At 72.7% G+C, this 22,863-nt stretch carries 23 protein-coding genes and 1 riboswitch; of the genes, 15 read left to right on the top strand and 8 right to left on the bottom strand.

Annotated features, from left to right (window positions below):
* The first annotated feature begins 5 nt into the window (after nt 1–5).
* The 7 genes from AB0H71_RS10905 (at nt 6) to mnhG (ending at nt 8,346) form a co-directional block, all read left to right on the top strand.
* A complete protein-coding gene (locus AB0H71_RS10905) occupies nt 6–2,300 on the top strand; it encodes an AAA family ATPase (protein WP_357017891.1) in 2,295 nt (764 codons plus the stop codon).
* Nucleotides 2,301–2,438: 138 nt separating this feature from the next.
* Nucleotides 2,439–5,261, top strand: coding sequence for a Na+/H+ antiporter subunit A (locus AB0H71_RS10900; protein ID WP_357017888.1), 2,823 nt, complete (start codon nt 2,439–2,441; stop codon nt 5,259–5,261).
* Complete coding sequence (locus AB0H71_RS10895; RefSeq protein ID WP_357017884.1) at nt 5,258–5,638, top strand: Na(+)/H(+) antiporter subunit C; 381 nt, start codon at nt 5,258–5,260, stop codon at nt 5,636–5,638. Before AB0H71_RS10900 ends, AB0H71_RS10895 begins: the two co-directional genes overlap by 4 nt.
* The gene (locus AB0H71_RS10890) at nt 5,635–7,230 is read left to right on the top strand and encodes a Na+/H+ antiporter subunit D (protein WP_357017881.1); all 1,596 of its coding nucleotides are present in this window, start codon (nt 5,635–5,637) and stop codon (nt 7,228–7,230) included. The genes AB0H71_RS10895 and AB0H71_RS10890 overlap by 4 nt, the downstream gene beginning before the upstream one ends.
* Nucleotides 7,227–7,757: a Na+/H+ antiporter subunit E gene (locus tag AB0H71_RS10885; RefSeq protein ID WP_357017878.1), complete on the top strand. Its 531-nt coding sequence runs from the start codon at nt 7,227–7,229 to the stop codon at nt 7,755–7,757. The genes AB0H71_RS10890 and AB0H71_RS10885 overlap by 4 nt, the downstream gene beginning before the upstream one ends.
* Complete coding sequence (locus tag AB0H71_RS10880; RefSeq protein ID WP_357017875.1) at nt 7,754–8,014, top strand: monovalent cation/H+ antiporter complex subunit F; 261 nt, start codon at nt 7,754–7,756, stop codon at nt 8,012–8,014. The genes AB0H71_RS10885 and AB0H71_RS10880 overlap by 4 nt, the downstream gene beginning before the upstream one ends.
* A complete protein-coding gene (mnhG, locus tag AB0H71_RS10875; protein WP_357017872.1) occupies nt 8,011–8,346 on the top strand; it encodes a monovalent cation/H(+) antiporter subunit G in 336 nt (111 codons plus the stop codon). Before AB0H71_RS10880 ends, mnhG begins: the two co-directional genes overlap by 4 nt.
* Nucleotides 8,347–8,358: 12 nt before the next feature.
* Here mnhG and AB0H71_RS10870 read toward each other — a convergent pair whose 3' ends face one another.
* The 5 genes from AB0H71_RS10870 to AB0H71_RS10850 form a co-directional block, all read right to left on the bottom strand.
* Complete coding sequence (locus tag AB0H71_RS10870; protein WP_357017871.1) at nt 8,359–9,684, bottom strand: DUF5933 domain-containing protein; 1,326 nt, start codon at nt 9,682–9,684, stop codon at nt 8,359–8,361.
* 61 nt (nt 9,685–9,745) lie between these two features.
* Entirely contained in the window at nt 9,746–10,903 is a 1,158-nt protein-coding gene (locus AB0H71_RS10865) for a glutamate--cysteine ligase (protein ID WP_357017868.1), read from the bottom strand.
* A gap of 10 nt (nt 10,904–10,913) precedes the next feature.
* On the bottom strand, nt 10,914–11,600 hold the full coding sequence (locus tag AB0H71_RS10860) for a superoxide dismutase family protein (protein WP_357017866.1): 687 nt from the start codon (nt 11,598–11,600) through the stop codon (nt 10,914–10,916).
* 98 nt (nt 11,601–11,698) lie between these two features.
* A complete protein-coding gene (locus tag AB0H71_RS10855) occupies nt 11,699–12,292 on the bottom strand; it encodes a LytR C-terminal domain-containing protein (protein ID WP_357017864.1) in 594 nt (197 codons plus the stop codon).
* A 66-nt stretch (nt 12,293–12,358) separates the two neighbouring features.
* Nucleotides 12,359–12,682, bottom strand: coding sequence for a DUF3263 domain-containing protein (locus tag AB0H71_RS10850; protein WP_357017862.1), 324 nt, complete (start codon nt 12,680–12,682; stop codon nt 12,359–12,361).
* A 126-nt stretch (nt 12,683–12,808) separates the two neighbouring features.
* Between AB0H71_RS10850 and AB0H71_RS10845 the strand changes: the two genes are divergently transcribed.
* From AB0H71_RS10845 to AB0H71_RS10820, 6 genes are all read left to right on the top strand, one after another.
* On the top strand, nt 12,809–13,396 hold the full coding sequence (locus AB0H71_RS10845) for a peptide deformylase (protein WP_357017859.1): 588 nt from the start codon (nt 12,809–12,811) through the stop codon (nt 13,394–13,396).
* A complete protein-coding gene (locus tag AB0H71_RS10840) occupies nt 13,396–14,373 on the top strand; it encodes a GNAT family N-acetyltransferase (protein WP_357017857.1) in 978 nt (325 codons plus the stop codon). Before AB0H71_RS10845 ends, AB0H71_RS10840 begins: the two co-directional genes overlap by 1 nt.
* A 10-nt stretch (nt 14,374–14,383) precedes the next feature.
* Nucleotides 14,384–15,199 (top strand): exodeoxyribonuclease III, encoded by an 816-nt coding sequence (locus tag AB0H71_RS10835; RefSeq protein ID WP_357017854.1) that lies wholly within the window; start codon nt 14,384–14,386, stop codon nt 15,197–15,199.
* Nucleotides 15,200–15,294: 95 nt separating this feature from the next.
* Complete coding sequence (locus AB0H71_RS10830) at nt 15,295–15,921, top strand: TetR family transcriptional regulator (RefSeq protein ID WP_357017852.1); 627 nt, start codon at nt 15,295–15,297, stop codon at nt 15,919–15,921.
* 27 nt (nt 15,922–15,948) lie between these two features.
* Nucleotides 15,949–16,061: riboswitch (TPP riboswitch) on the top strand.
* Nucleotides 16,049–17,665, top strand: coding sequence for a phosphomethylpyrimidine synthase ThiC (gene thiC / locus AB0H71_RS10825; RefSeq protein WP_357017850.1), 1,617 nt, complete (start codon nt 16,049–16,051; stop codon nt 17,663–17,665). Its footprint overlaps the riboswitch before it by 13 nt.
* A 51-nt stretch (nt 17,666–17,716) precedes the next feature.
* Nucleotides 17,717–18,511, top strand: coding sequence for a thioesterase family protein (locus tag AB0H71_RS10820; protein WP_357017847.1), 795 nt, complete (start codon nt 17,717–17,719; stop codon nt 18,509–18,511).
* Here AB0H71_RS10820 and AB0H71_RS10815 read toward each other — a convergent pair.
* Nucleotides 18,493–19,131, bottom strand: coding sequence for a helix-turn-helix domain-containing protein (locus tag AB0H71_RS10815; protein WP_357017844.1), 639 nt, complete (start codon nt 19,129–19,131; stop codon nt 18,493–18,495). The two genes, AB0H71_RS10820 and AB0H71_RS10815, sit on opposite strands and share 19 nt — an antisense overlap.
* Nucleotides 19,132–19,218: 87 nt before the next feature.
* Between AB0H71_RS10815 and AB0H71_RS10810 the strand changes: the two genes are divergently transcribed.
* Nucleotides 19,219–20,289 carry an alpha/beta fold hydrolase gene (locus AB0H71_RS10810; RefSeq protein WP_357017841.1) on the top strand — a complete coding sequence of 357 codons (1,071 nt, stop codon included), beginning with the start codon at nt 19,219–19,221 and terminating at the stop codon, nt 20,287–20,289.
* Here the strand turns inward: AB0H71_RS10810 and AB0H71_RS10805 are convergent.
* Nucleotides 20,286–20,705, bottom strand: coding sequence for a VOC family protein (locus tag AB0H71_RS10805; protein WP_357017839.1), 420 nt, complete (start codon nt 20,703–20,705; stop codon nt 20,286–20,288). The genes AB0H71_RS10810 and AB0H71_RS10805 overlap by 4 nt on opposite strands.
* Nucleotides 20,706–20,863: 158 nt before the next feature.
* Here AB0H71_RS10805 and AB0H71_RS10800 point away from each other — a divergent pair, with 158 nt between their 5' ends.
* The gene (locus AB0H71_RS10800; RefSeq protein ID WP_357017836.1) at nt 20,864–21,487 is read left to right on the top strand and encodes an SDR family oxidoreductase; all 624 of its coding nucleotides are present in this window, start codon (nt 20,864–20,866) and stop codon (nt 21,485–21,487) included.
* On the opposite strand, the gene AB0H71_RS10795 is transcribed toward AB0H71_RS10800, so the two are convergent.
* Nucleotides 21,484–22,848, bottom strand: coding sequence for an FAD-dependent oxidoreductase (locus AB0H71_RS10795; RefSeq protein WP_357017833.1), 1,365 nt, complete (start codon nt 22,846–22,848; stop codon nt 21,484–21,486). The genes AB0H71_RS10800 and AB0H71_RS10795 overlap by 4 nt on opposite strands.
* Between the last annotated feature and the right edge of the window lie 15 nt (nt 22,849–22,863).

Genomic DNA, 22,863 nt, shown 5'->3' with positions numbered 1-22,863 from the left:
GGGCGGTGGCCGACCTTTCACTGACCGCCCGTCTCAACCCCTCCGCGGCGGATGCCCGCAGGGGGGTGGTGCGGCTGCATCCGGAGGCACTCGCCGCGCTCGGGCTGCGGGAGTGGGACGGGATCGCGCTCACCGGGTCGCGGCGCACCGCGGCGGTGGCCGGGCTGGCCCCGGCGGGCACCCCGGCCGGGGTCGCGCTGCTGGACGACGTCACGCTCTCCAATGCCGGGCTGCGCGAGGACGCGACCGTGGTGATCGCGCCTGCGACGGTGTTCGGCGCCAGGCAGATCCGGGTCAGCGGGTCGCTGCACGCCACCCGCTCGATCCCGGCGAGCACCCTGCGCCAGGCGCTGCTCGGCAAGGTGGTGACGGTGGGCGACGCCGTCTCGCTGCTCCCCCGCGACCTCGGGCCGGACATCAGCTCGGCCGCCACCACCCAGGCGCTCTCCCGCACCTTCGGCATCGCCTGGACCACCGAGCTGCTCACCGTCACCGGCACCGAACCGGCGGGCCCGGTCAGCGTGCAGCCCAACTCGTCCGTCGACTGGGGGCCGGGTGTCGTCACGGCGGCCCTGCCGGGCGCGCCCGGCGCGGAGCAACAGCCCGGCGGCTTCGGGCAGGGATCGCAGGCCGGCGGTTCCGGGACGGAGGCACAGCCGAGCGGTCCAGGGACGGGGTCTTCACCCGCCGAGGCCGGGGGCGACCGGATTCCGCTGCCCGCCTCGGTGACCAGGGGCAAACCCGCCCCCGCCGCCGCCGACCTGATCGGCGTGCAGGGCCAGTCGGCCAAGCTCGCCGAGTGGCTCGCCCTCGCCCTGGACGAGCCGGAGCTGCTCCGCACCCTCGGCGCCTCGCCGCACCTCGGGGTGCTGATCACCGGCCCGCACGGGGTCGGGAAGGCCACGCTGGCCAGGGCGGTCGCCGCCCCGCGCCGGGTGGTCGAGCTGGACGGCCCGTCCATCGGCGCCGCCGAGAGCGGCGCCCGGCTGCGCGCGGTCGCCGCCGCCGTGGCCGAGGTGAGCTCGGGGCAGGGCGGAATCCTGCTGGTCACCGATATCGATGCCCTGCTCCCCGCAACCGCGGAGCCGGTCGCCACGCTCATCCTCGACCAGCTCCGCGCCGCCGTCGCGACCCCGCTCGTCGCCTTCCTGGCCACGACCGCGCACCCCGGCGAGATCGACGCCCGGCTGCGCGCCCCCGACCTCTGCGACCGCGAGATCGCGCTGCCGCTGCCCACCGCCGCAGTCCGCGAGGCGCTGCTCGACTTCCTGCTCCGCGCGGTGCCGACCGGCGAGCTCCAGCTGGCCGAGATCGCCGCCCGCACCCCCGGTTTCGTCGTCTCCGACCTGGCGGCGCTGTGCCGCGAGGCCGCGCTGCGCGCCGCCTCCCGCACCGGCCGCGAGCACACCGATCCCCGGCTCACCCAGGCCGACCTGACCGGCGCGCTGGCGGTGATCCGCCCGCTCTCCCGCTCCGGCAGCGAGGAGCTGGCGATCGGCAGCCTCGGGCTGGACGACGTCGGCGACATGGTGCAGACCAAGCAGGCGCTCACCGAGGCGGTGCTCTGGCCGCTGCGCCACCCCGACTCCTTCGCCCGGCTCGGCATCGAGCCGCCGCGCGGCGTGCTGCTCTACGGCCCGCCCGGCTGCGGCAAGACCTTCCTGGTGCGCGCGCTCGCCAGCAGCGGGCAGCTCAGCGTGCACGCGGTGAAGGGCGCCGAGCTCATGGACAAGTGGGTCGGCGCCTCGGAGCGCGCGGTGCGCGAGCTCTTCCAGCGGGCCAGGGACTCCGCGCCCTCGCTGATCTTCCTGGACGAGGTGGACGCGCTCGCCCCACGCCGCGGCCAGAGCGGCGACTCCGGCGTCGGCGACCGGGTGGTGGCGGCGCTCCTCACCGAGCTGGACGGGGTCGAGCCGCTGCGCGACGTGGTGGTGCTCGGCGCCACCAACCGCCCCGAGCTGATCGACCCGGCGCTGCTCCGCCCCGGGCGGCTGGAGCGGCTGGTCTTCGTCCCGCCGCCGGACGCCGAGGCGCGGGTGGCGATCCTGCGCACCGCGGGGCGGGCGGTGCCCTTGGCCGCCGACGTCGACCTGGCCGCGCTGGCGAAGGAGCTGGACGGCTACTCCGCCGCCGACTGCGCCGCGCTGCTGCGCGAGGCCGCGCTGACCGCCATGCGCCGGGATATCGACGCCGCCGACGTGACCGCCGCCGATATCGGCGCCGCCCGCACAGCGGTGCGCCCCTCACTCGACCCGGCCCAGGTGGAGTCGCTGCGGCGGTACGCGGAGAACCGCGGCTGAGCCGAGGTGTGCCCGGAGATTGCCGGAGTACCGCCGGAGTGACGAACGCCGCTCCACCCCGCACCGGCAACGGTCCTGGCCACCCGCCCAAGTAGGATCGACCCGGACGACCGCCCGCCCGAGACGACGGAGCGTAGTTTGCTCGTAATCCTGCTCGCACATGCCCTTGCCGCCGTGGTGGCCCCGCTGTGCGTCCGGATCGCGGGTCGAAAAGCCTTCTATCCGCTCGCGGCGGTCCCGCTCGCCTGCCTCGGCTGGGTGGTGGCCCACTGGGGTACCACCCAGGTGGTGAGCGTGGCGTGGGCCCCCGCGATCGGGATGGACATCGACCTCCGATTCGATTCCCTGGCCGCCGTCATGGCGGTGCTCGTGCTCGGCATCGGCACCCTCATCCTCTGCTACTGCGCCCGCTACTTCGACGACGACGAGCCGCGGCTGGGTGCCTTCGCGGCCCAGCTGGTCGGCTTCTCCGGCGCCATGTTCGGCGTGGTGACCAGCGACAACATGCTGCTGCTCTACGTCTTCTGGGAGATCACGACGGTGCTGTCGTTCCTCCTGGTCGGGCACAACGCGGACCGCGCGGCGAGCAGGCGCGCGGCCATCCAGGCGCTGCTGGTGACCGGCGCGGGCGGGCTCACCATGCTCACCGGCATCGTGCTGCTCGGCCAGCTCTCCGGCAGCTTCCTGCTCTCCGACCTGCTCGGCGGCGGCGCCCCGGGCGGGGTCGCGGCGAGCGTCGCGGTGGCGCTCATCCTGGTCGGCGCGCTGAGCAAGTCGGCGATCGTGCCGCTGCACTTCTGGCTGCCCGGCGCCATGGCCGCCCCGACCCCGGTCAGCGCCTACCTGCACGCGGCCGCCATGGTGAAGGCCGGGGTCTACCTGATCGCGCGGCTCGCGCCCGCCTTCGCCGAGTCGCCGGTCTGGCATCCGATGGTGCTCACGCTCGGCGCGGTCTCGATGGTGCTGGCCGGCTGGCGCGCGCTGCAGGTGACCGATCTCAAGCTGGTGCTCGCCTTCGGCACCGTCAGCCAGCTCGGCTTCCTGGTCATGCTGGTCGGCATCGGCACCCCGGAGGCCGCGCTGGCCGGGCTCGCCATGGTGGTGGCGCACGCGCTCTTCAAGGCCTGCCTGTTCATGGTGGTCGGCATCGTCGACCACGGCGCGGGCACCCGCGAGCTGGGCAAACTCTCCGGGCTTGGCCGCCGCGAGCCGGTGCTGCTCGGCGCCGCCGCGCTGGCCGCGCTGAGCATGGCAGGCATTCCGCCGCTGCTCGGCTTCGTCGGCAAGGAGAGCGCGCTGGCCGCGGCGCAGCACGCCGAGGTGCTGGCCGGGCCGGTCCGCATCGTGCTGCTCGCGGTCTTCGTCGTCGGCTCCATGCTGACCGTGGCCTACAGCGCCCGGTTCGTCTGGGGCGCCTTCGCCGACAAGGCGGGCGTCGAGCCGCCCAAGCACTGGCACCGCCCCGACGCGGCCTTCCTGGCGCCGCCGGTGCTGCTCGCCCTGGCCGGGCTCGCCGCCGGGCTCGCCGCGCCCTGGGTGGACACGCTGCTCGCGCCGTACGCCCGCACCCTGCCCGGCCCGGCCCCGCAGCACCTCGCGCTCTGGCACGGCTTCACGCTGCCGCTGCTGCTCACCGCGGTCGTGGTGGCGGGCGGGCTCGCGCTCTTCGCGCTACAGGGGCGGATCCACGAGTCCGCGCACCCGCGGCTCGGCAATGCCGACCGGGTCTACGACGCCACGCTCAAGCAGATGGACCGGCTCTCGCTGCGGATGACCGCTGCCACCCAGCGCGGCTCGCTGCCGCTGAACCAGGCCACCATCCTCGGCACCATGACGCTGCTGCCCGCGATCGCGCTGGCCATCGCCGGGCCGAGCCAGTTCCGGATGCGCCTCTGGGACACCCCGATGCAGCTGGTGATCGCGCTGGTCATGATCGCCTCCGCGCTGGCGGCGACGGTGCTGCGAAACCGGCTGGCCGCGGTGCTCGTCGTCGGCGTCACCGGCTACGGCTGCGGCGTCATCTTCGCGCTGCACGGCGCCCCCGACCTGGCGCTCACCCAGTTCCTGGTGGAGACGCTGCTGCTGGTGGTCTTCGTGCTGGTGCTGCGGGCCTTCCCGGCGGAGCTGGAGGAGAGCAGGCTGGCCGCCTCGAAGGGGAGCAGGGCGGTGCTCGGCATCGCGGTCGGCTCGGTGGTCGCGGTGCTCGGCGCGGTGGCCGTGGCCGCGCGCGGCTCGACCCCGATCTGGCAGCTCGTCCCGGAGGCCGCCTACACCCTCGGCGGCGGCAAGAACGCGGTCAACGTGCTGCTCGTCGATATCCGCGCCTGGGACACCATGGGCGAGATCTCGGTGCTGGTGGTAGCCGCGACCGGGGTGGCGTCGCTGGTCTTCCGGGTGCGCCGGTTCGGCAGCGCGCCGCGCGCCGCGGACGCCCCGAACTACGACCCGGACCGGGTGGGGTGGCTCTCCGCGGGCCGGCTCATCTCCCGGGAGAACCGCTCGATGATCCTGCAGATCGCCACCAGGCTGGTGTTCCCGACCATCATGGTGCTCTCGGTCTACTTCTTCTTCTCCGGGCACAACGCGCCCGGCGGCGGCTTCGCCGGCGGGCTCACCGCCGGGCTGGCGCTCACCCTGCGCTACCTGGCGGGCGGGCGGTACGAGCTGGGCGAGGCGCTGCCGGTGGACGCCGGGCACCTGCTCGGCGCCGGGCTCACCCTCGCGGCCGGCACCGCGGCGGCCTCGCTGCTGGTCGGGGCGCCGCCGCTCTCCTCGGCGATCGTCGAGCTGACGCTGCCGCTCTTCGGCGAGGTCAAGCTGGTGACGGCGCTCTTCTTCGACCTCGGCGTCTACCTCATCGTGGTCGGGCTGGTGCTGGACGTGCTGCGCTCGCTCGGCGCCCGGCTGGACAGCGAGCTCGACTCCGACCAGCCGGTCTCCGCGAAGGGGGGCGCAGCGTGACCGCCAACCTGACCCTGCTCGTCGTGATCGGCGCCCTTGTCGCCTGCGGCGTCTACCTGATCCTGGAGCGCGCCGTCACCAAGATGCTGCTCGGCATGATCCTCTTCGGCAATGCGGTGAACCTGCTCATCCTCACCGTCGGCGGCGCGGACGGGCACCCGCCGCTGCGCAGCGCGGAGGTGGCCGATACCGACATGGCCGATCCGCTGGCCCAGGCCATGGTGCTCACCGCCATCGTGATCACGATGGGGCTCACCGCCTTCGTGCTCGCGCTCGCCTACCGCGCCCGCATGCTCACCACCACCGACGACGTGCCCGACGACGCCGAGGACGCCGATGTGGCGGGGCGGCGCGAGCGAGAGGACCCGGAGGATTGACCGACCTGCTCGCCATCCTGGCCCCCCTGCCCGTCCTCATCCCGCTGCTCGCCGCCGCCACCACGCTGATCTTCGGCCGCAGGCCGCGGCTACAGAGCCTGGTGACGCTGATCGCGCTGACCGCGGTGGTCGCGGTCTGCGCGGCGCTGCTCTACCTGGCCGACCGCGACGGCACCACCGCCGTCCAGGTGGGCGGCTGGGATACCCCGATCGGCATCACGCTGGTGGTGGACCGGCTCTCCGCGGTGATGCTGCTGGTCTCCTCGATCGTGCTGCTCGTCGTCTCGATCTACGGCGCCGGGCAGAACATCCGCGACGGCGACGAGCGCCAGCCCACCTCGATCTACCGCCCCACCTACCTGGTGCTGACCGCGGGTGTCGGCACCACCTTCCTCGCCGGTGACCTGTTCAACCTCTTCGTCGGCTTCGAGATCCTGCTCGCCGCCTCCTTCGTGCTGCTCACCGTCGGCGCGACCGCCGAGCGGGTGCGCGCGGGCGTCGCCTACGTCATGGTCTCCATGCTCAGCTCGCTGATCTTCCTGGTCGGCATCGCGCTGGCCTATGCCGCCACCGGGACGCTGAACCTGGCCCAGCTGGCGCTGCGGATCGGGGCGGCGCCGGAGGGCGTGCGCAATGCGGTGTACGCGGTGCTGCTGGTGGCCTTCGGCATCAAGGCGGCGATCTTCCCGCTCTCCAACTGGCTGCCGGACTCCTACCCGACCGCGCCGGCGCCGGTCACCGCGGTCTTCGCCGGGCTGCTCACCAAGGTCGGGGTCTACGCCATCATCCGGACGCACGCGCTCTTCTTCCCGGAGCAGGGGTTCGACACCCTGCTGCTGGTGGCCGGGTTGCTGACCATGCTGGTCGGCATCTTCGGCGCCATCGCGCAGAGCGATATCCGGCGGCTGCTCTCCTTCACGCTGGTCAGTCATATCGGTTACATGCTCTTCGGCATCGGGCTGGCCAGCGAGGCCGGGCTCGGCGGCGCGGTGTACTACGTGGCGCACCACATCCTGGTGCAGACCGCGCTCTTCCTGGTCGTCGGGTTGATCGAGCGGCAGGCCGGGTCGGTCTCGCTGCGCAGGCTCGGCGGGCTGGCCGGGGCGAGCCCGCTGCTCGGGCTGCTCTTCCTGATCCCGGCGCTGAACCTGGGCGGTATCCCGCCGTTCTCGGGATTCATCGGCAAGGTCGCGCTGTTGCAGGCGGGCGCCGCCGACGGCGGCTGGCTGGCCTGGGTGCTGGTCGCGGGCGCGGTGACGACCAGCCTGCTGACGCTGTACGTGGTGGCGCTGGTGTGGAGCAAGGCGTTCTGGCGGCCGCGCTCCGAGGCGCCGGAGGGGCACCTGGCCATGGCCCGCCCCGCGAACCTGGTGGAGGAGACCACCGACGTGCTCTACGACGAGCGCACCGACCCGGGCCGGATGCCCGCGCTCATGGTCGCCGCGACCGCGGCGCTGGTGCTCGTCGGCTTCGCGCTGACCGTGCTGGCCGGGCCGATCCTCGGCATCACCGACCGGGCCGCCGCCGAGCTGGACAACCCCGGCGTCTATGTGAGCGCGGTGCTCGGCGACGACCCGGAGGGGTACCGGTGAGCCGGGAGAGCCTCGGCCGGGTCGGCGTGGTGCTCTGGCTCGCCGGCGTCTACACGCTGCTCTGGGGCACGCTGACGCTCGGCAACCTGGTCGCCGGGCTGCTGATCGGGATCGTGATCGTGGTGGTGCTCCCGCTGCCCGCCATGCCGGTGACCGGGCGGTTCAACCCGATCGCCTTCGCCGAGCTGGTCGCGGTGAGCACCTACTACGCGCTGCAGTCCAGCCTGCAGGTGGCCTGGCTCGGGCTCCGGCCGGGGTCGCAGCCGGTCTCCGGGGTGCTGCGGGTGCGGCTGGACATCCGGTCCGAGCTGGTGCTCGCGCTCTGCGTCGACCTGCTCAACCTGATTCCGGGGACCATGGTGCTGGAGATCGACCGGGACCGGCGGGTGGTCTACGTGCACGTGCTCGACGTGGGCAGCGAGGCCGCGGTCGCGCAGTTCTACCGCACCACGCGGCGGCTGGAGCGGCTGCTGGTCTCGTCGTTCGAGCGGCGGCCGGGAAACCCCGTCGAGGAGGCGAAGTCATGACCGTCGTTGCCGGTATCGCCGCGGTGCTGCTCTCGGTGGCCGCGCTGCTCACGCTCTTCCGGGTGCTGCACGGACCGAGCACGCTGGACCGGGTGGTCGGGGTGGACTCGCTCACCGCCATGGCGGCGGGCGGGCTCGCGGTGTACGCGGCCTGGAGCAAGGACACCTCGGTGGTGCCCGCCATCGTGGCGCTGGCGCTGGTCGGGTTCCTCGGGTCGGCCGCGGTCTCCCGCTTCCGGGTCAGGGACGACCGGTGAGCGCGCTGGAGTGGGTCTCCGCGATCCTCATCCTCTTCGGCTCCACGCTGGCGCTCACCGCGGCCATCGCGCTGGTCCGCTTCCGGGACACGCTCGCCCGCATGCACGCCGCGACCAAGCCGCAGGTGGTCGGGTTGGTGCTGATCCTGCTCGGCGCGGCGATTCAGGTGCGCGGCGATGTGAACGCCTGGATGCTCGTGCTCATGATGCTGTTCGTGCTGCTCACCGCGCCGGTGATCGCGCACCTCATCGGGCGCACCGCCTACCGCGAGCAGCGCTACCGGGACGGATTGCTCCAGGTCAACGAACTGGGCGACAACGACGTTGGGTAGTTCTCGCCCGGTTCAGCGGACGGGGGCGGGGATGGGGGGCTGCACCCCGGCGAGCTTCGGGGCCGCGAACCAGGTGGCGTGGAAGGCGGCGGCGACGGCGGCGAGCAGGGCCAGGATCGCCGGTCCGGCGAAGAGCGGGTACTCCGCCATCGGGACGGCGAGGAAGCGGTAGGCGAGCAGCAGCGCCACCAGCACGCCGGCGGCGAAGAGCACCAGCCGCCAGCGGAACCAGCCGTACCCGCGCTCCGGGTCGCGCAGCGCCGACTCGACGGCGAGGCAGAGCACCGCGCCCGCGACCAGGTCGACGCCGTAGTGGTAGCCGAAGCCGAGCGTCGCGGTGAGCGTCGCGCAGAGCCAGAAGGCGCCACCCCAGCGCAGCCAGCGCGGTGCGGGCGAGCCGTCGGCATCCCGCCTGGTGTGCAGGAAGACGGCGAGCGCCCAGGCGGTGTGCATGGACGGCATGCAGTTGCGCGGCGTCACCTGGTCGAAGGGGAGCACGCCGGGGCTGCGGTCGATCGGCGGCACGAACTGCGGCCAGTAGTTCCCCACCTGCCACCCCGCGCCGTCCGCGCCGAAGGCGAACATCGGCCCGACCACCGGGAAGATCAGGTACACCACCGGCCCGGCCAGCCCGAGCAGCAGGAAGGTGCGCACCAGGTAGTGCCCCGGCCAGCGCCCGGAGGCGACCACCCGCCGCAGCTGCCACACCGCGACCACGATGGCGGCCAGCGGCAGCTCGATGTAGACCCAGTGCAGCACCGCGTAGGCCACCGGCCCGAGCGCCTCGACCACCCGGCCCAGCACCCAGGACGGGTCACCGAGCGCGTGATCGGCAAGCAGCACGTACTCGTCGAGCACCCCCGGGTGGGCGAGGATGGTGACGTGCAGCCAGACGTCGCCGACCTTGGTGGCCAGGATGAGCAGCGCGCCGAGCGCGACCGCGTGCAGCGCGCTCCGGCGCCGCAGCCCGCGCCAGCGCCAGAGCGCGACCACGGTGATCCCGGTGAGCACCCAGACCGGCCCGTTCCCGACGGTCGGCAGATCACCGGCCAGCAGCCGGGCGCCCGCGCCGATCAGGTCGATGCCGATCGCCGCCCCCGCCGCCACGAACCGGTCCCGCGGGCGCAGCCCGACCAGCGCGAGCACCAGCCCGGCCCACGGCACCGTCATGGACTTGGGGGTCCCCGCGAAGTCCTTCCACAGGCTGGTCAGCGGCCCCTCGAAGCCCTGCCGCAGCGCCGCGGCCTGGAGCCCTGCCAGCAGCAGGCCGACCGCCGCGACGAGCACGATCGAGAGCTGCGCCCGGCGGCTGCGCCGGACAGGGTCCTCCACAAGCATCCGCCCATAGTAAACGGCGTGTGAACAACACCGTCCCCGGTGCTTGAACGGAAGACCGCCGTCAGGGATTCAGCTCGCGGACCAGCGAATCCACCACCGCGATCAGATCGCCCTGGCTCGCCGCCGCCACCCGGCGCTGCCGCTGGTAGTTGGCGCCGCCGCGCGGGATCTCGGCGACCGCGCGCAGCTCGTCGGCGCAGCCCAGCTTGGCCGCGGTCGGCTCCAGCCGGTTCAGCAGGTCGTCCAGGTCGTCGGTGACCAGCCGCTCGTTGCTGTCCGCATCGGTGATGACGATGGCGTCCAGCCCGTACCTGGCCGCCCGCCACTTGTTCTCCTGCACATGCCAGACCGGCAGCGTGGGCAGCGTCTCACCGGCCTCCACCCGATCGTCCAGGTCGACGATCAGGCAGTGGATGAACGCGGCCAGCGCGGCGAGCTCCCGGTGCGTGGAGACGCCGTCGCAGATCCGCACCTCGATCGTGCCCCACTTGGGCGCGGGCCGAATGTCCCAGTGCATGCCGCCGAGCTGCTCGAAGACCCCGGTCTTGAACTGGTCGTGCACGAAACCCTCGAACTGTGACCACTTCTCGAACTGGAACGGCAGCCCGGCGGTGGGCAGCTGCTGGAACATGAGCGCCCGGTTCGAGGCGTACCCGGTATCCGAGCCGGACCACATGGGCGAGGAGGCGGAGAGCGCCAGCAGGTGCGGGTACGAGGGCAGCATGGCGTTCAGGATCGGGAAGACCTTCTCCCGGTGCGACACCCCCACGTGCACGTGCACGCCCCAGATGAGCATCTGCCTGCCCCACCACTGGGTGCGCTCGATCAGCTCGTCGTAGTGCTCGGAGCGGGTGAGCTGCTGCGCCGACCACTGCGCGAACGGGTGCGTGCCCGCGCAGAACAGGTCGACCCCGAGCGGGTCGGCGGCCCGGCGCAGCACGTTCATGGTGCCGGTGAGGTCGTCCAGCGCGGCGCCGACGGTGTCGTGCACCCCGGTGACCAGCTCGACGGTATTGCGCAGCAGCTCCTTCGAGAGCTGCGGGGTGCCGTCGTGCGCGCGCACCTCGCCGACCTCGTCGAAGACGGCGGCCGCGGTATTGGAGAGATCGCGGGTCACCTTGTCGACCAGCGCGATCTCCCACTCGATGCCGATGGTCGGCCGGGGCGAACCGTGGAACTCGACGTGCGTTCCGCTGCCCCTGCGATCAGCCCCGGGCATACTGCTCCCCCTAGTGGATGACGCCACAGGCGACGCGGCCCCCCGCGTCACCGGTGGCGAGGGTGGCCTCGTCCGGCCCGGCGACGCCGTCGGCGCGCTGGTACCGGTTCGGGATATTGCCGAAGTTGTCGGCGTCGGCGTGCACCACGATCGCCTTGTCCTTGATGTCGGCCAGCGTCACGGTGTCGGAGCTGGTGACCAGCGAGGCGCTGCCGTCACCGCGCACCTGCAGCGAGGTCAGGTCGCCGCTGGCCGGGTGGCTGTTCGCGCTGCCGACCTGCAGGTGCCCGCCCGCGGAGAGGAAGTCGCCCGCCGGGCCGCCGGTCGGGGCGACCGAGTTCGCCTCGCACTTGCCCACCTGGTGGATGTGCAGCCCGTGGAAGCCGGGGCGCAGCCCGCGCGCCTCGACGGTGACCTGCAGGTGGCCACTGACCTCGGCGAAGCTCACGGTGCCGACGGTCTGCCCGGACGGGTCCTTGAGCTCCGCGGTCGCGCCCGACGCCGAACCGGAGTGCTCGCCGCCGCCGTGCCCGGACTCGCTCGCCGGGGCCGGGGAGGCGGTGAAGACCGGCGGCGTTGTACCCACCGCGTCGGTCGACTCCTGGCTGTTGGAGCAGCCGGCCAGGCCGAACGCCGCGATCGCGAGCACCGGGGTCACGATCCGCCAGGACGGGCGACGGGACGGGGACGAGGCCATCGGAATGACTCCTTCACGGATGTGGACAGGCGTACCGCGCACGATCTTGCCACGCGAGAGCAGCCTGATCGTGAGAGGGTGACCCGCGTCTATGCCGCTCAGTTACCCGTCACGATGACGATCACACCCGGCTCGGAGCCGGAGATTCCGGCGAACCGCGGTTCGGCGACCGCGCCGATCTCCGCTGCGATGGCCTCGGCCGCCGCCTGCTCGGCGGGCGAATCGCCGTAGAAGACGGTGGTTTTCGGGAGCGTGCCGCCGGCGTAGTTGCCGGTGGCGACATTGCTCCAGCCGTTCGCGCCCAGCTCGCTCGCGGTGCGCCCGGCCAACCCGGCCACCAGGCTGTTGTTCAGCACCCGCACCGGGACCGCCCGGTTCACCGACGGCGCCGCGGGCGGCGGGGGCGGTGGCGGCGCGGCCGCGGTCGTGCTCTCGACCGCGCTCGGGGTCTCCGGCACCGTGGCGGTGGTGCTCGCCGCCGCGCTCGCGGTGGTGGTGGCGCGCGGGGTGGTGGCCGCGGTGGTCGTCGGGGCGGCGGTGCTGGTCTCCGCGCCCTGCCCCTCCGACGCGCTGGAATCGGAGTCCGACAGCGACATCGCCCCCAGCCCGGCGAACACGATGGCCAGCGCGATCAACACCATCGCCAGCGCGCGCAGCGGCGGCCCGCCGGAGGTGGGATTCGGGTTGCTCACCCCCTCGACCCTAGTCGTTCCGACCGGCGTTCGAGGCCGCTGCCGCCGACACGCGACACCGCGGGCTCAGACCTGAAAACCGAGGCGCCGCGCGGCCCTTGCCTTCTGCCTGCTCGCGCGCAGCCTGCGCAGCCGCTTCACCAGCATCGGGTCGGCGGCGAGCGCCTCAGGGCGGTCGACGACGGCGTTCAGCACCTGGTAGTAGCGGGTGGGGGACATACCGAACAGTTCGCGGATCGCCTCCTCCTTGGCACCCGCGTACTTCCACCACTGGCGCTCGAAGGCGAGGATCTCCTGATCGCGCCGGGAGAGGCCGCTCGCATCCTCGATCACCGGCTCGTCGGCATCCTCCGGGGTGCCGGATGGATTCCGAGCAGCTGCGCTGTCCATCTCGCTCCCTCGCCGAGTTCCCATCACGTGCTGGTCCGACCGGTTCATTGAACCACGGCCCCCGGACGGATTCCGGCCGAGCACCCGGCGTGTTCCCTACCTTCCGGTAACGGCAATAATTACCGCATGGCAATCCTCCCGATCGTGATCGTCGGCGACCCGGTGCTGCACAACCCGACCGAAAAGGTCACCGAGGCGCCGGAGGAGCTGGCGCCGCTGATCGCCGACATGTACGAGACCCTGGACGCCGCCAACGGCGTCGGGCTCGCGGCCAACCAGGTGGGGGTGGCCAAGCGGCTCTTCGTCTACGACTGCCCGGACCGCGACGCCGACGGCGGCACCGTGCGGCGCAGGGGCGCCGTGGTGAACCCGATCCTGGAGACCTCCGCGCTGCCCGAGACCATGCCCGATCCGGACGATGACGACGAGGGCTGCCTCTCCGTCCCCGGCGAGCAGTACCCCACCGGCCGCGCCGACTGGGCCAGGGTCACCGGGACCGACGAGAAGGGCGAGCCGGTCGAGCTGGAGGGCACCGGGTTCTTCGCCCGCATGCTGCAGCACGAGGTCGGCCACCTGGACGGCTTCCTCTACGTGGACGTGCTGATCGGCAGGCACGCCCGCGCCGCCAAGAAGGCGATCAAGCGGAACGGCTGGGGCACACCGGGGTTGAGCTGGCTGCCGGGCGCGGGGCCGGACCCGTTCGGGCACGACTGATGAGCATCGAACCGCAGCGGCCGCCCGCACTCGGCGACCGGGTGGTCATGCGGTACCGGCTGCCGGAGGGGTACCCGCAGCCGCTCACCGACGTGCTCGGCGAGCTGGTCGCGGTGGATCCGCCGACCGTGCGCACCGGTGACGGCGCGCTGGTGGAGGTGGCGCCGGACAAGATCGTGGCGCTGCGCGCGATCCCGGCGCGGCCCATCCGCACCTCGGAGATCAGGGCGCTGGAGTACGCCGGCGCCGCGGGCTGGCCCGGGGTCGAGCAGACCTGGCTGGACGGCTGGCTGCTGCGCGCGGGCCACGGCTACACGCACCGCGCCAACTCCGCGCTGCCGCTCGGTGACGCGAGCGGCCCGGCGATCGTCGGCAAGGACACGCTGTACCGGATCGGTGCCTGGTACACCGAGCACGGCCTTCCGGTGCAGCTCTGCCTGCCGGACCGGCTGGCCGCGACCCCGCCCGGCTGGCACACCTGGAACGAGACGGTCGTGCTCGGCATCGATATCGCCACCATGGTGCTGCCGCAGGGGCCGTCCATGGTGCGCATCTCGCCCGCGCCCTCGCAGGCCTGGCTGGAGCTGTACCGGTACCGCGGCGGCATCCCGGACCCGGTCGCGTCCCCGCCGCCGCGGCCCGCGCCGGATGTGCTCAATGCCGTCCGGGACGGTTCGCTCGGCTTCGCCGTGCTCGGCGTCCCGCAGCCGATCGCGGTGGCCCGCGCCGCGGTCACCACCGCGCCGGACGGGCGGCACTGGGTGGGGCTCTCCTGCGTCGCGGTCGCCACCGAGCACCGGCGGCACGGCCTCGGCGCGCTGATCTGCGCGGAGCTGCTGCGCTGGGGGCAGGAGCGCGGGGCCGGGTACGCCTACGTCCAGGTGGCCGCGGACAACCCGGACGGGCTCGGGCTGTTCCGGGAGATGGGGTTCGTGGAGCACCACCGCTACCGATACGCCGCGCCGCGGCAGAGCTGAAAGGTCCCCCGTGCGCCTCGCCACCTGGAACGTCAACTCCATCCGCTCCCGGATCGACCGGGTGATCGATTTCCTGGATCGGCAGGACGTCGACGTCCTGGCCATCCAGGAGACCAAGTGCCGGGACGACCAGTTCCCGCATCAGCGGTTCGAGGCGGCCGGGTACGAGGTGGCGCACCTCGGGGTGAACCAGTGGAACGGGGTCGCCATCGCCTCCCGGGTCGGGCTCGCGGATGTCGAGGCGGCCTTCCCCGGGCAGCCCGGCTTCGACAAGGACGCCGGGGAATCGCTGCTCGGCGCGCCGGTGGTGGAGGCGCGGGCGCTCGGGGCGACCTGCGGCGGGGTCCGGGTGTGGAGCCTGTACGTGCCGAACGGCCGGGCGCTGGACGACCCGCACTACCGCTACAAGCTGGAGTGGCTCGCGGCGCTGCGGCAGACCGGTGAGCACTGGCTGAGCGCCGACCCGGCGGCGAAGATCGCGCTGGTCGGGGATTGGAATATCGCGCCGACCGACGACGACGTCTGGTCGCCGGAGTACTTCGAGAACAAGACGCACACCTCGCAGCCGGAGCGGGACGCCTTCGCCGCCATCGTGGCCACCGGGTACGCCGACGTCATGCGGCCCTTCGCCCCCGGGCCCGGCGTCTACACCTACTGGGACTACACGCAGCTGCGCTTCGCCAGGAAGGAGGGCATGCGGATCGATTTCGTGCTGGCCTCCCCCGCGCTCGCGGCCACGGTCACCGACGCGGTGGTGGATCGGCAGGAGCGCAAGGGCAAGGGTGCGAGCGACCATGCGCCGGTCCTCGCGGAGTTCACCGACTGAGACGGATCAACGCTGGTAGGAGCGTTTTCCGGTAAAACCATCCGTCTGGTCTTGTTACCCCACTCGACGGGTCCGCGCTGCTAGGGTTACCGGCCATGGGTAGTGAGTCGGCCGTCCGGCCGCGGCAGCGGGCACAGCATCTCGGCCCGCAGCGCAGGCGGCCGCAGGTGCTCGACACCGCGCTCACCCTCGCGGTCTCCGAGGGGCTCTCCGCCGTCACCATGGCCTCGATCGCGGACCGCATGCGGGTCACCCGCCCGGTCGTCTACGCCTGCTTCGCGGACCGGGTGCAGCTGATCGACGCGCTGCGCAGGCGCGAGGAGAACTACCTCATCCACGACCTGCTCTCCACGCTCCCCACCCGCGACCTCGGCGAGGACGAGTCCGCGGTGGTCGACAGCTTCCGCACGCTGCTCACACTCACCGCCGCGCGCCCGGAGTCCTGGCGCTTCCTGGCCGAGACCCCGGACCCGGTGATCTCCGAGGAGTTCGGCCGGGGCAGGCGGCTCGCGGTGAACCGCTGCACCACGCTGCTGCGCGGCTCCATGGCCGGCTGGGGCACCACCGGCGCCGAGCGCAAACTGCCGGTGCTGGTGGACCAGTGGCTGGCCGCGGGCGAGGGCGCGGTGCAGACGCTGATGGCGGGCACCGCCGACTGGACGCCGCAGGATCTCGGCGATTTCGTCGGCGGCCAGGTGTTCCGGATGCTGCGCGACGCGTAGCGGGTAGGGTCGGCCGCGCACAACTTCATCGTCGATGACGGGGGCTCGCACCAGCGGGCTGAGAGGACGGCTAGGGCCGTCGACCGTAGGAACCTGACCGGGTAATGCCGGCGTAGGGAGTGACATCGTGAAATCTGTCGTGACCACCGGGCCCATCGAGGGCAGCGCGAAGCACTATCTCGAGGTGGACGAGCTGCGGGTGCCGGTGCGCCGCATTTCGCTCAGCAATGGGGAGCGGTTCGACGTGTACGACACGTCGGGGCCGTACACCGACCACCGTTCGACCATCGATCTCGCGGCCGGGCTGCCCGCGCTGCGGGACAGCTGGGAGCAGCCCACGGCCGAGGGGCCGCGCACCCAGCCGGCCTGGGCGCGGGCGGGGATCGTGACCCCGGAGATGCGGTTCGTCGCCGCGCGCGAGGGGGTGGAGCCGGAGCTGGTCCGCGCCGAGGTCGCCGCGGGGCGCGCGGTGATCCCGGCCAACCGCAACCATCCGGAGCTGGAGCCGGCCATCATCGGCAAGAGGTTCCTGGTGAAGATCAATGCCAATATCGGGAATTCGGCGGTCTCCTCGTCCATCGCGGAGGAGGTGGAGAAGATGGTCTGGGCCACCCGCTGGGGCGCCGACACCATCATGGACCTCTCCACCGGGAAGAACATCCACGAGACCCGCGAGTGGATCCTGCGCAATTCGCCGGTCCCGGTCGGCACCGTGCCGATCTACCAGGCGCTGGAGCAGGTGAACGGCGATCCGACCGCGTTGAGCTGGGAGCTGTACCGGGACACCGTGATCGAGCAGGCCGAGCAGGGCGTGGACTACATGACCGTGCACGCCGGCGTGCTGCTGCGCTACATCCCGCTCACCGCGAAGCGGGTCACCGGCATCGTCTCCCGCGGCGGCTCGATCATGGCGGCGTGGTGCCTGGCGCACCACCGGGAGTCGTTCCTGTACACGCACTTCGAGGAGCTCTGCGCCATCCTGGCGCGCTACGACGTCACCTTCTCGCTCGGCGACGGGCTGCGCCCGGGTTCCATCGCCGACGCCAACGACGCCGCGCAATTCGCCGAGCTGCGCACCCTCGGCGAGCTCACCGCGATCGCCAAGTCGCACGGCGTGCAGGTGATGATCGAGGGCCCCGGCCACGTGCCCATGCACAAGATCGTGGAGAACGTGCGGCTGGAGGAGGAGCTCTGCGCCGAGGCGCCCTTCTATACCCTGGGCCCGCTCGCCACCGATATCGCGCCCGCCTACGACCACATCACCTCCGCCATCGGCGCCGCCGTGATCGCCCAGGCCGGGACCGCCATGCTCTGCTACGTCACCCCCAAGGAGCACCTCGGGCTGCCCGACCGGGACGACGTCAAGGTCGGGGTGATCGCCTACAAGATCGCCGCGCACAGCGCCGACCTGGCCAAGGGGCACCCGCGCGCGCAGCAGCGCGACGACGCGCTCTCGAGGGCGCGCTTCGAATTCCGCTGGCGGGATCAGTTCGCGCTCTCGCTCGATCCCGACACCGCGCGGGAGTACCACGACGAGACGCTGCCCGCCGAGCCCGCCAAGACCGCGCACTTCTGCTCCATGTGCGGGCCCAAGTTCTGCTCCATGCGGATCTCCGCCGATGTGCGGGAGTACGCGGAGAAGAACGGTCTCACCGATGTGGAGGCCATCGAGGCGGGGATGGTCGAGAAGTCGGCGGAGTTCGCCGGGAAGGGGTCGCAGGTCTACCTGCCCGTCGTCTCCTGAGACGCCCGGTGCCCCGCGCCTGCCGGTACGGCGCGGGGCAGAATCGGGGTCATGACCGACGCCTTCTACCTACCCGACCCGGACGACGAGCAGCGCTACCACTCGACCGAGCTGACCCGCGGCCCGTGGTCCCCGGACGCGCAGCACGCCGGACCACCATCGGCCCTGCTCGGGCACGTGCTGGAGCGGTGCGAGCCGAAGCCGGGGTTCCAGATCGGGCGGGTGGCGGTGGAGATCCTCGGCCCGGTGCCGCTGGCGCCGCTCACCGCGAAGGCGCGGCTGGTGCGGCCGGGCCGCAGCGTGGAGCTGCTGGAGGCCACGCTGGAGTCGGAGCGCGGGCCGGTGATGCGGGCGAACGCCTGGCGGTTCAAGCTGGCCGAGCCGGAGCTGGAGCTGCCCGCCGAGTTCCTGCCGACCGGCACCCGGCCCGGGCCGGAGCAGGCACCGGAGCCGGAGCCCTTCCCCTCGACGCAGCCGGTCGGGTTCCACACCGGTATCGAGTACCGGTTCGCGGCGGGTTCGTTCGCGAAGCCGGGGCCCGCGGTCTGCTGGATCCGGCTCAAGTACCCGATCGTGGCGGGCAGCACGCCGAGCCCGCTGGAGCGCACGCTGGCCGCCGCCGACTCCGGCAATGGGGTGAGCGCCGTCCTGGACTGGAACGCCTACCTGTTCATCAACACCGATCTCACCGTCACGCTGCACCGCCACCCGGTGGGCGAGTGGGTCTGCCTGGACGCCGTCACCCTCCCGCAGCGCCACGGAATCGGCCTCGCCGAATCGGCCCTCTTCGACGAGAAGGGCCCGCTGGGCCGCAGCACCCAGACCCTCTACCTCGGCCGCCGCTGAGGCCACTCCCACCGCCCCGCGAACTCACCGGGCGCGGGCGGCGGGCCGGGCAGCTCCGGTCCATCGGCCTGCATCCCGGCGAGCAGCAGAGCTAGGGTGCGCCTGCGTAATTCGAGCGTCCGGGCGGGATCGGGCACCCCGACCGCTGAGCACGCCTCCAGCACCAGACTCAGGTCGGCTGCCTCGATATCGGCGCGCAGTCGCCCGCTCGCGTGCGCCCGCCGCACCAGCTCGGTGGCGATCTCCCCGGCCCGCCGCAGGTCGGGCAGGATCGATTCGTCCGGCGCGAAACCCCCCGCCAGCCGCACGGTCAGCGAGTGCACATCGGCCTCGACCACGGACTCCAGGAACCCGGCCAGCCCCGCCCACCCGTCGGGAACCTCCAGCGCGGCCGCGCCGAGCGCGCAGTACTTCCGCAGCCCCTCGTAGCAGAGCGTGCGCAGCAGCACCTCCTTGCTCGGGTAGCGCCGGTAGAGCGCGCTGATCCCGACCCCGGCCCGCTCGGCGACGGCCGAGATCGGCGCACCGGGATCGGCGAGAAACACCGCCCGCGCGGCATCCAGAATGAGCCCGTCATTGCGCGCGGCCTGCGCCTTGCGCCCGGGAAGCGTGTCGCCCATGCCCCGAGATTACCACTTGAACGGAATGATCCGTTCCGCTACTGTCTGAACGGAACAAACTATTCCGTTCCAGAATCGAGGCACCCGATGATCCGCCCCTTCCGCATCGAGATTCCCCAGGCCGACCTGGACGACCTGCACGACCGCCTGGCCCGCACCCGCTGGGCCGACCAGCTCCCCGGCTCCGGCGACGCCTACGGCGTCACCACCGACCGCGTCCGCCACCTGGTCGAGCAGTGGCAGCAGCTGGACTGGCGCGCACTGGAGGCGAAGCTCAACGAGCACCCGCAGTTCCGCACCGAGATCGACGGCCAGGACATCCACTTCCTGCACCTGCGGAGCGAGCGCGACAGCGCCTTCCCGCTGCTCCTGCTGCACGGCTGGCCGGGCACCTTCGCCGAGTACCTCGCGGTGGCGAAACCGCTCACCGCGGCCGGGTACGACCTGGTGATCCCCTCGCTCCCCGGCTACGCCTTCTCCGGCCCGACCACCTCGACCGGCTGGGACGATCGGCGCACCGCCCGCGCGCTCGCCGAGCTCATGGAGCGGCTCGGGTACGCCCGCTTCGGCGTGGTCGGCAATGACCACGGCGCGCAGATCGCGCCGGAGCTGGGCCGGGTGGCGCCGGTCTCGGGGGTGCACGTGTCGCAGGTGTACTCGTTCCCCTCCGGCGACCCGGCCGAGTTCGCCGACCTCACCGCGGACGAGCAGGCCGCGCTCGCCACCCTCACCTGGTTCGCGGAGCACAAGATGAGCTTCAACACCCTGCACTCGCAGCAGCCGCAGACCCTGGCGCACGCCATCGTGGATTCACCCGCCGGGCTCGCGGGCTGGAACAGCCAGCTGCTCGGCCCCGACCTCGACGACGAATTCGTCCTCACCCACCTCGCGCTGCACTGGTTCTCCGGCAGCGCGGGCTCGGCCATCCGGCAGTACTACGAGAACGCCAGGGCGGAGCGGGCTGCCGAGCCGACGACGGTGCCGCTCGCCCTCTCCGGCTCGGCCGGCGATTTCCACGGCATCCGCCGCTTCGCCGACCGCGATCACCGCGCCATCGTCTCCTGGCGGGTGCACGACGTGCCCACCCACTACCTGCACCACGCCGCGCCGGAGCTCGCGGCCCGCGAGATCGGCGAGTTCTTCGCCGAGTACCGCTAACCGCGGGCGGAGATCTGCTGCACCGCCCAGCTGTTGCCGTCCGGGTCGTCGAAGAAGAAGAACCCGACATTGTCCAGTGGGTCCGGCACCTCGCGCGGATTCACCCCGACCACCTGGACCTCGGAGACCGCGACCCCGCGCCCCGCCAGCTCGGCGTGCGCCGCCCTGACATCCGGCACCACCAGCTGCAGCCCCTTGAGCGAGCCGGGCACCATCTCCGGCACCGCCCCGCTGCCGATCACGATCGAGCACCCCGACCCGGGCGGGGTGAGCTGCACGATCCGGATCGCGGCGCCGTCCGGCGCCTGCCCGACGGTGTCGTGGTCGATATCGAAGCCGACCCCTTCGGAGTAGAAACGCTTGGCCCGGTCGATATCGGACACCGGGACGACGACGACCTCGAGGGTCCACTTCACCGGCGGCACTCCCTTCACGCGATTGGTGCCGCCGACGGTACTGGAGCACCACGCATGTTTCCGAGACGCCAGGCCATGTTCCGCCCGCGCTCCCGCCGGTGTACTGGAAACACCTCCCGCTCAACCCCTTCCGAGCGGGACCGGAGGAGGAGAAGGACATGCGAATCGCGGTTTTCGGAGCGACCGGAACGGTGGGCAGGCTCGTGGTCGAGCAGGGGCTGGAGCGCGGCCACGAGATCACCGCCTGCACCCGCAATGCGGCGGGCATCGCTTCGCACCCGAACCTGCGGGTGGTCACCGGCGACGTGCTCGAGGTGACCGCGGCCGAGCGCGCGGTGGCCGGGCAGGACGCGGTGATCGTCGCGCTCGGCAACGGCCGCAAGGGCACTGTCCGCGCCGAGGGCACCCGCTCGGTCATCGAGGCCATGCGCAGCACGGGGGTGCAGCGGCTGGTCTGCCAGACCACGCTGGGGGCGGGCGACAGCAGGGCGAACCTGAACTTCCTCTGGAAGTACGTCATGTTCGGGCTGCTGCTCCGCCCCGCCTACGCCGACCACCAGCTCCAGGAGCGGTACGTCCGGGAGGCGACCGACCTGCGCTGGACCCTGGTGCGGCCGAGCGCCTTCACCGACGGCCCCGCCACCGGCACCTTCCAGCGCGGTTTCGGGGCCGAGGTCTCGGGGCTGGCGCTGAAGATCTCCAGGGCCGATATCGCCGGGTTCCTGCTGGACCAGGTCACCGACGAGACCTACCTGAACCGGGCCGTCGGCATCTCGGACTAGCCGAGCGCGTGGTTCGCCACGAAGGCCGCGCCCGGCGCGACCGCGTCCCGCACCCGGCAGAGCCGCGCCCAGTCCTCGCCGTCGTAGAGCCTGCCGGACTCCACCCGGTTCTCCGCGAAGGTCGGGATCAGACTCGGCCGCGACCACGCGGACATCGCCCTGACCACGCTGAACGCCGCCGCCCGGCCCGCGACCGCGGCCTGCGGGGTCGGCGCCACCGCCATCGCGAGCAGCGCGAACTCGCCGGGCACGTGGGCGAGCGCGCCGCCGTCGACGGCCGGCCTGCCGAGCGCGCCGCCCAGGTGCCGCAGCTCGGCGAACATGAGCCCGTGGTCAACGCCGTCGCCGACCCGGTCCAGGAACGCCCCGACGGCGTCGGCGTCGAGCGGGCCGAGCACGCTGTGGTCGCCGACGCAGGGGGTCGGGGCGGGCGGGTCCATGTGCGTGTAGAGCAGCTGGGCGGCGGGAATGCGGGCGAAGGTGTCCAGCTCGGGGGCGAGTGCGCGGAGCGGGGCGAGCACGGCGGCGGCGGTGTCGTCGTCGGCCAGGATCGCGCCGTCGACGATCACCAGGTCGCGCCCGGCGAGGAAGGGCGGCAGCTCGGGCAGCGGCGGGAAGCTCATGATCCGCAGCGCGGTGGTCGCGGACTCCGGCGCGGTGCGGCTCCACTCGGCGTAGGCGCCGACCACCTCGGCGGCCCGCGCCCGATCCCAGAGCAGCATGCCCGCGAAGACGTCGGCGTAGGGCAGCAGCTCGAACTCGACGGCCACCACCACGCCGAAGTTGCCGCCGCCGCCGCGGATCGCCCAGAAGAGCTCGGGGTGCTCGGTCGCGCTCGCCCGGACCAGGGTGCCGTCGTGCAGCACCACCTCGGCGGCGCGCACCGAGGTGGCCGCGACGCCGTGCCTGCGGGCGTAGAAGGAGAGCCCGCCGCCGAGCAGGTAGCCGATCACCCCGACATCGGGGGCGCTGCCGTGCAGCGCCGTCAGCCCGTGCGCGGCCGCCGCCTCGATGACCTGCTGCCACCGCGTGCCGCCGAGCACCCGCGCCACCCGCGCGGCCGGGTCGATGGTGACGCCGGTGAACTCGGTGAGCCGGAGCAACAGCACGTCGTCGAGCGGGCGCTCGCCGAGCGGGTTGGCGCCGTGCCCGGTGCTCTGCGGAGCCACCCGCAGCCCGGCCGCCGCGGCGGCGCGGACCAGCCCGGTCACCTCCTCGACGCTGCGCGGCAGCGCCACCGCCGCCGGCCGCAGGTCGACGGCGAGGTTCCACGGGGTGCGGGCCGCGTCGTACCCGGGTGCACCGGGCAGGTGCAGCTCGCCGTGGCCGTGGAGCGAGTCGAGCGGGCGGGTGCTGGTCATGGTCGGGCCTTTCGA

Origin of the sequence: Nocardia sp. NPDC050697 (assembly GCF_040654395.1) — a bacterium.
Lineage (GTDB): Bacteria > Actinomycetota > Actinomycetes > Mycobacteriales > Mycobacteriaceae > Nocardia.
Note: the sequence above shows the minus strand (reverse complement) of the source record. Positions and strands in the feature narration are given on the sequence as shown.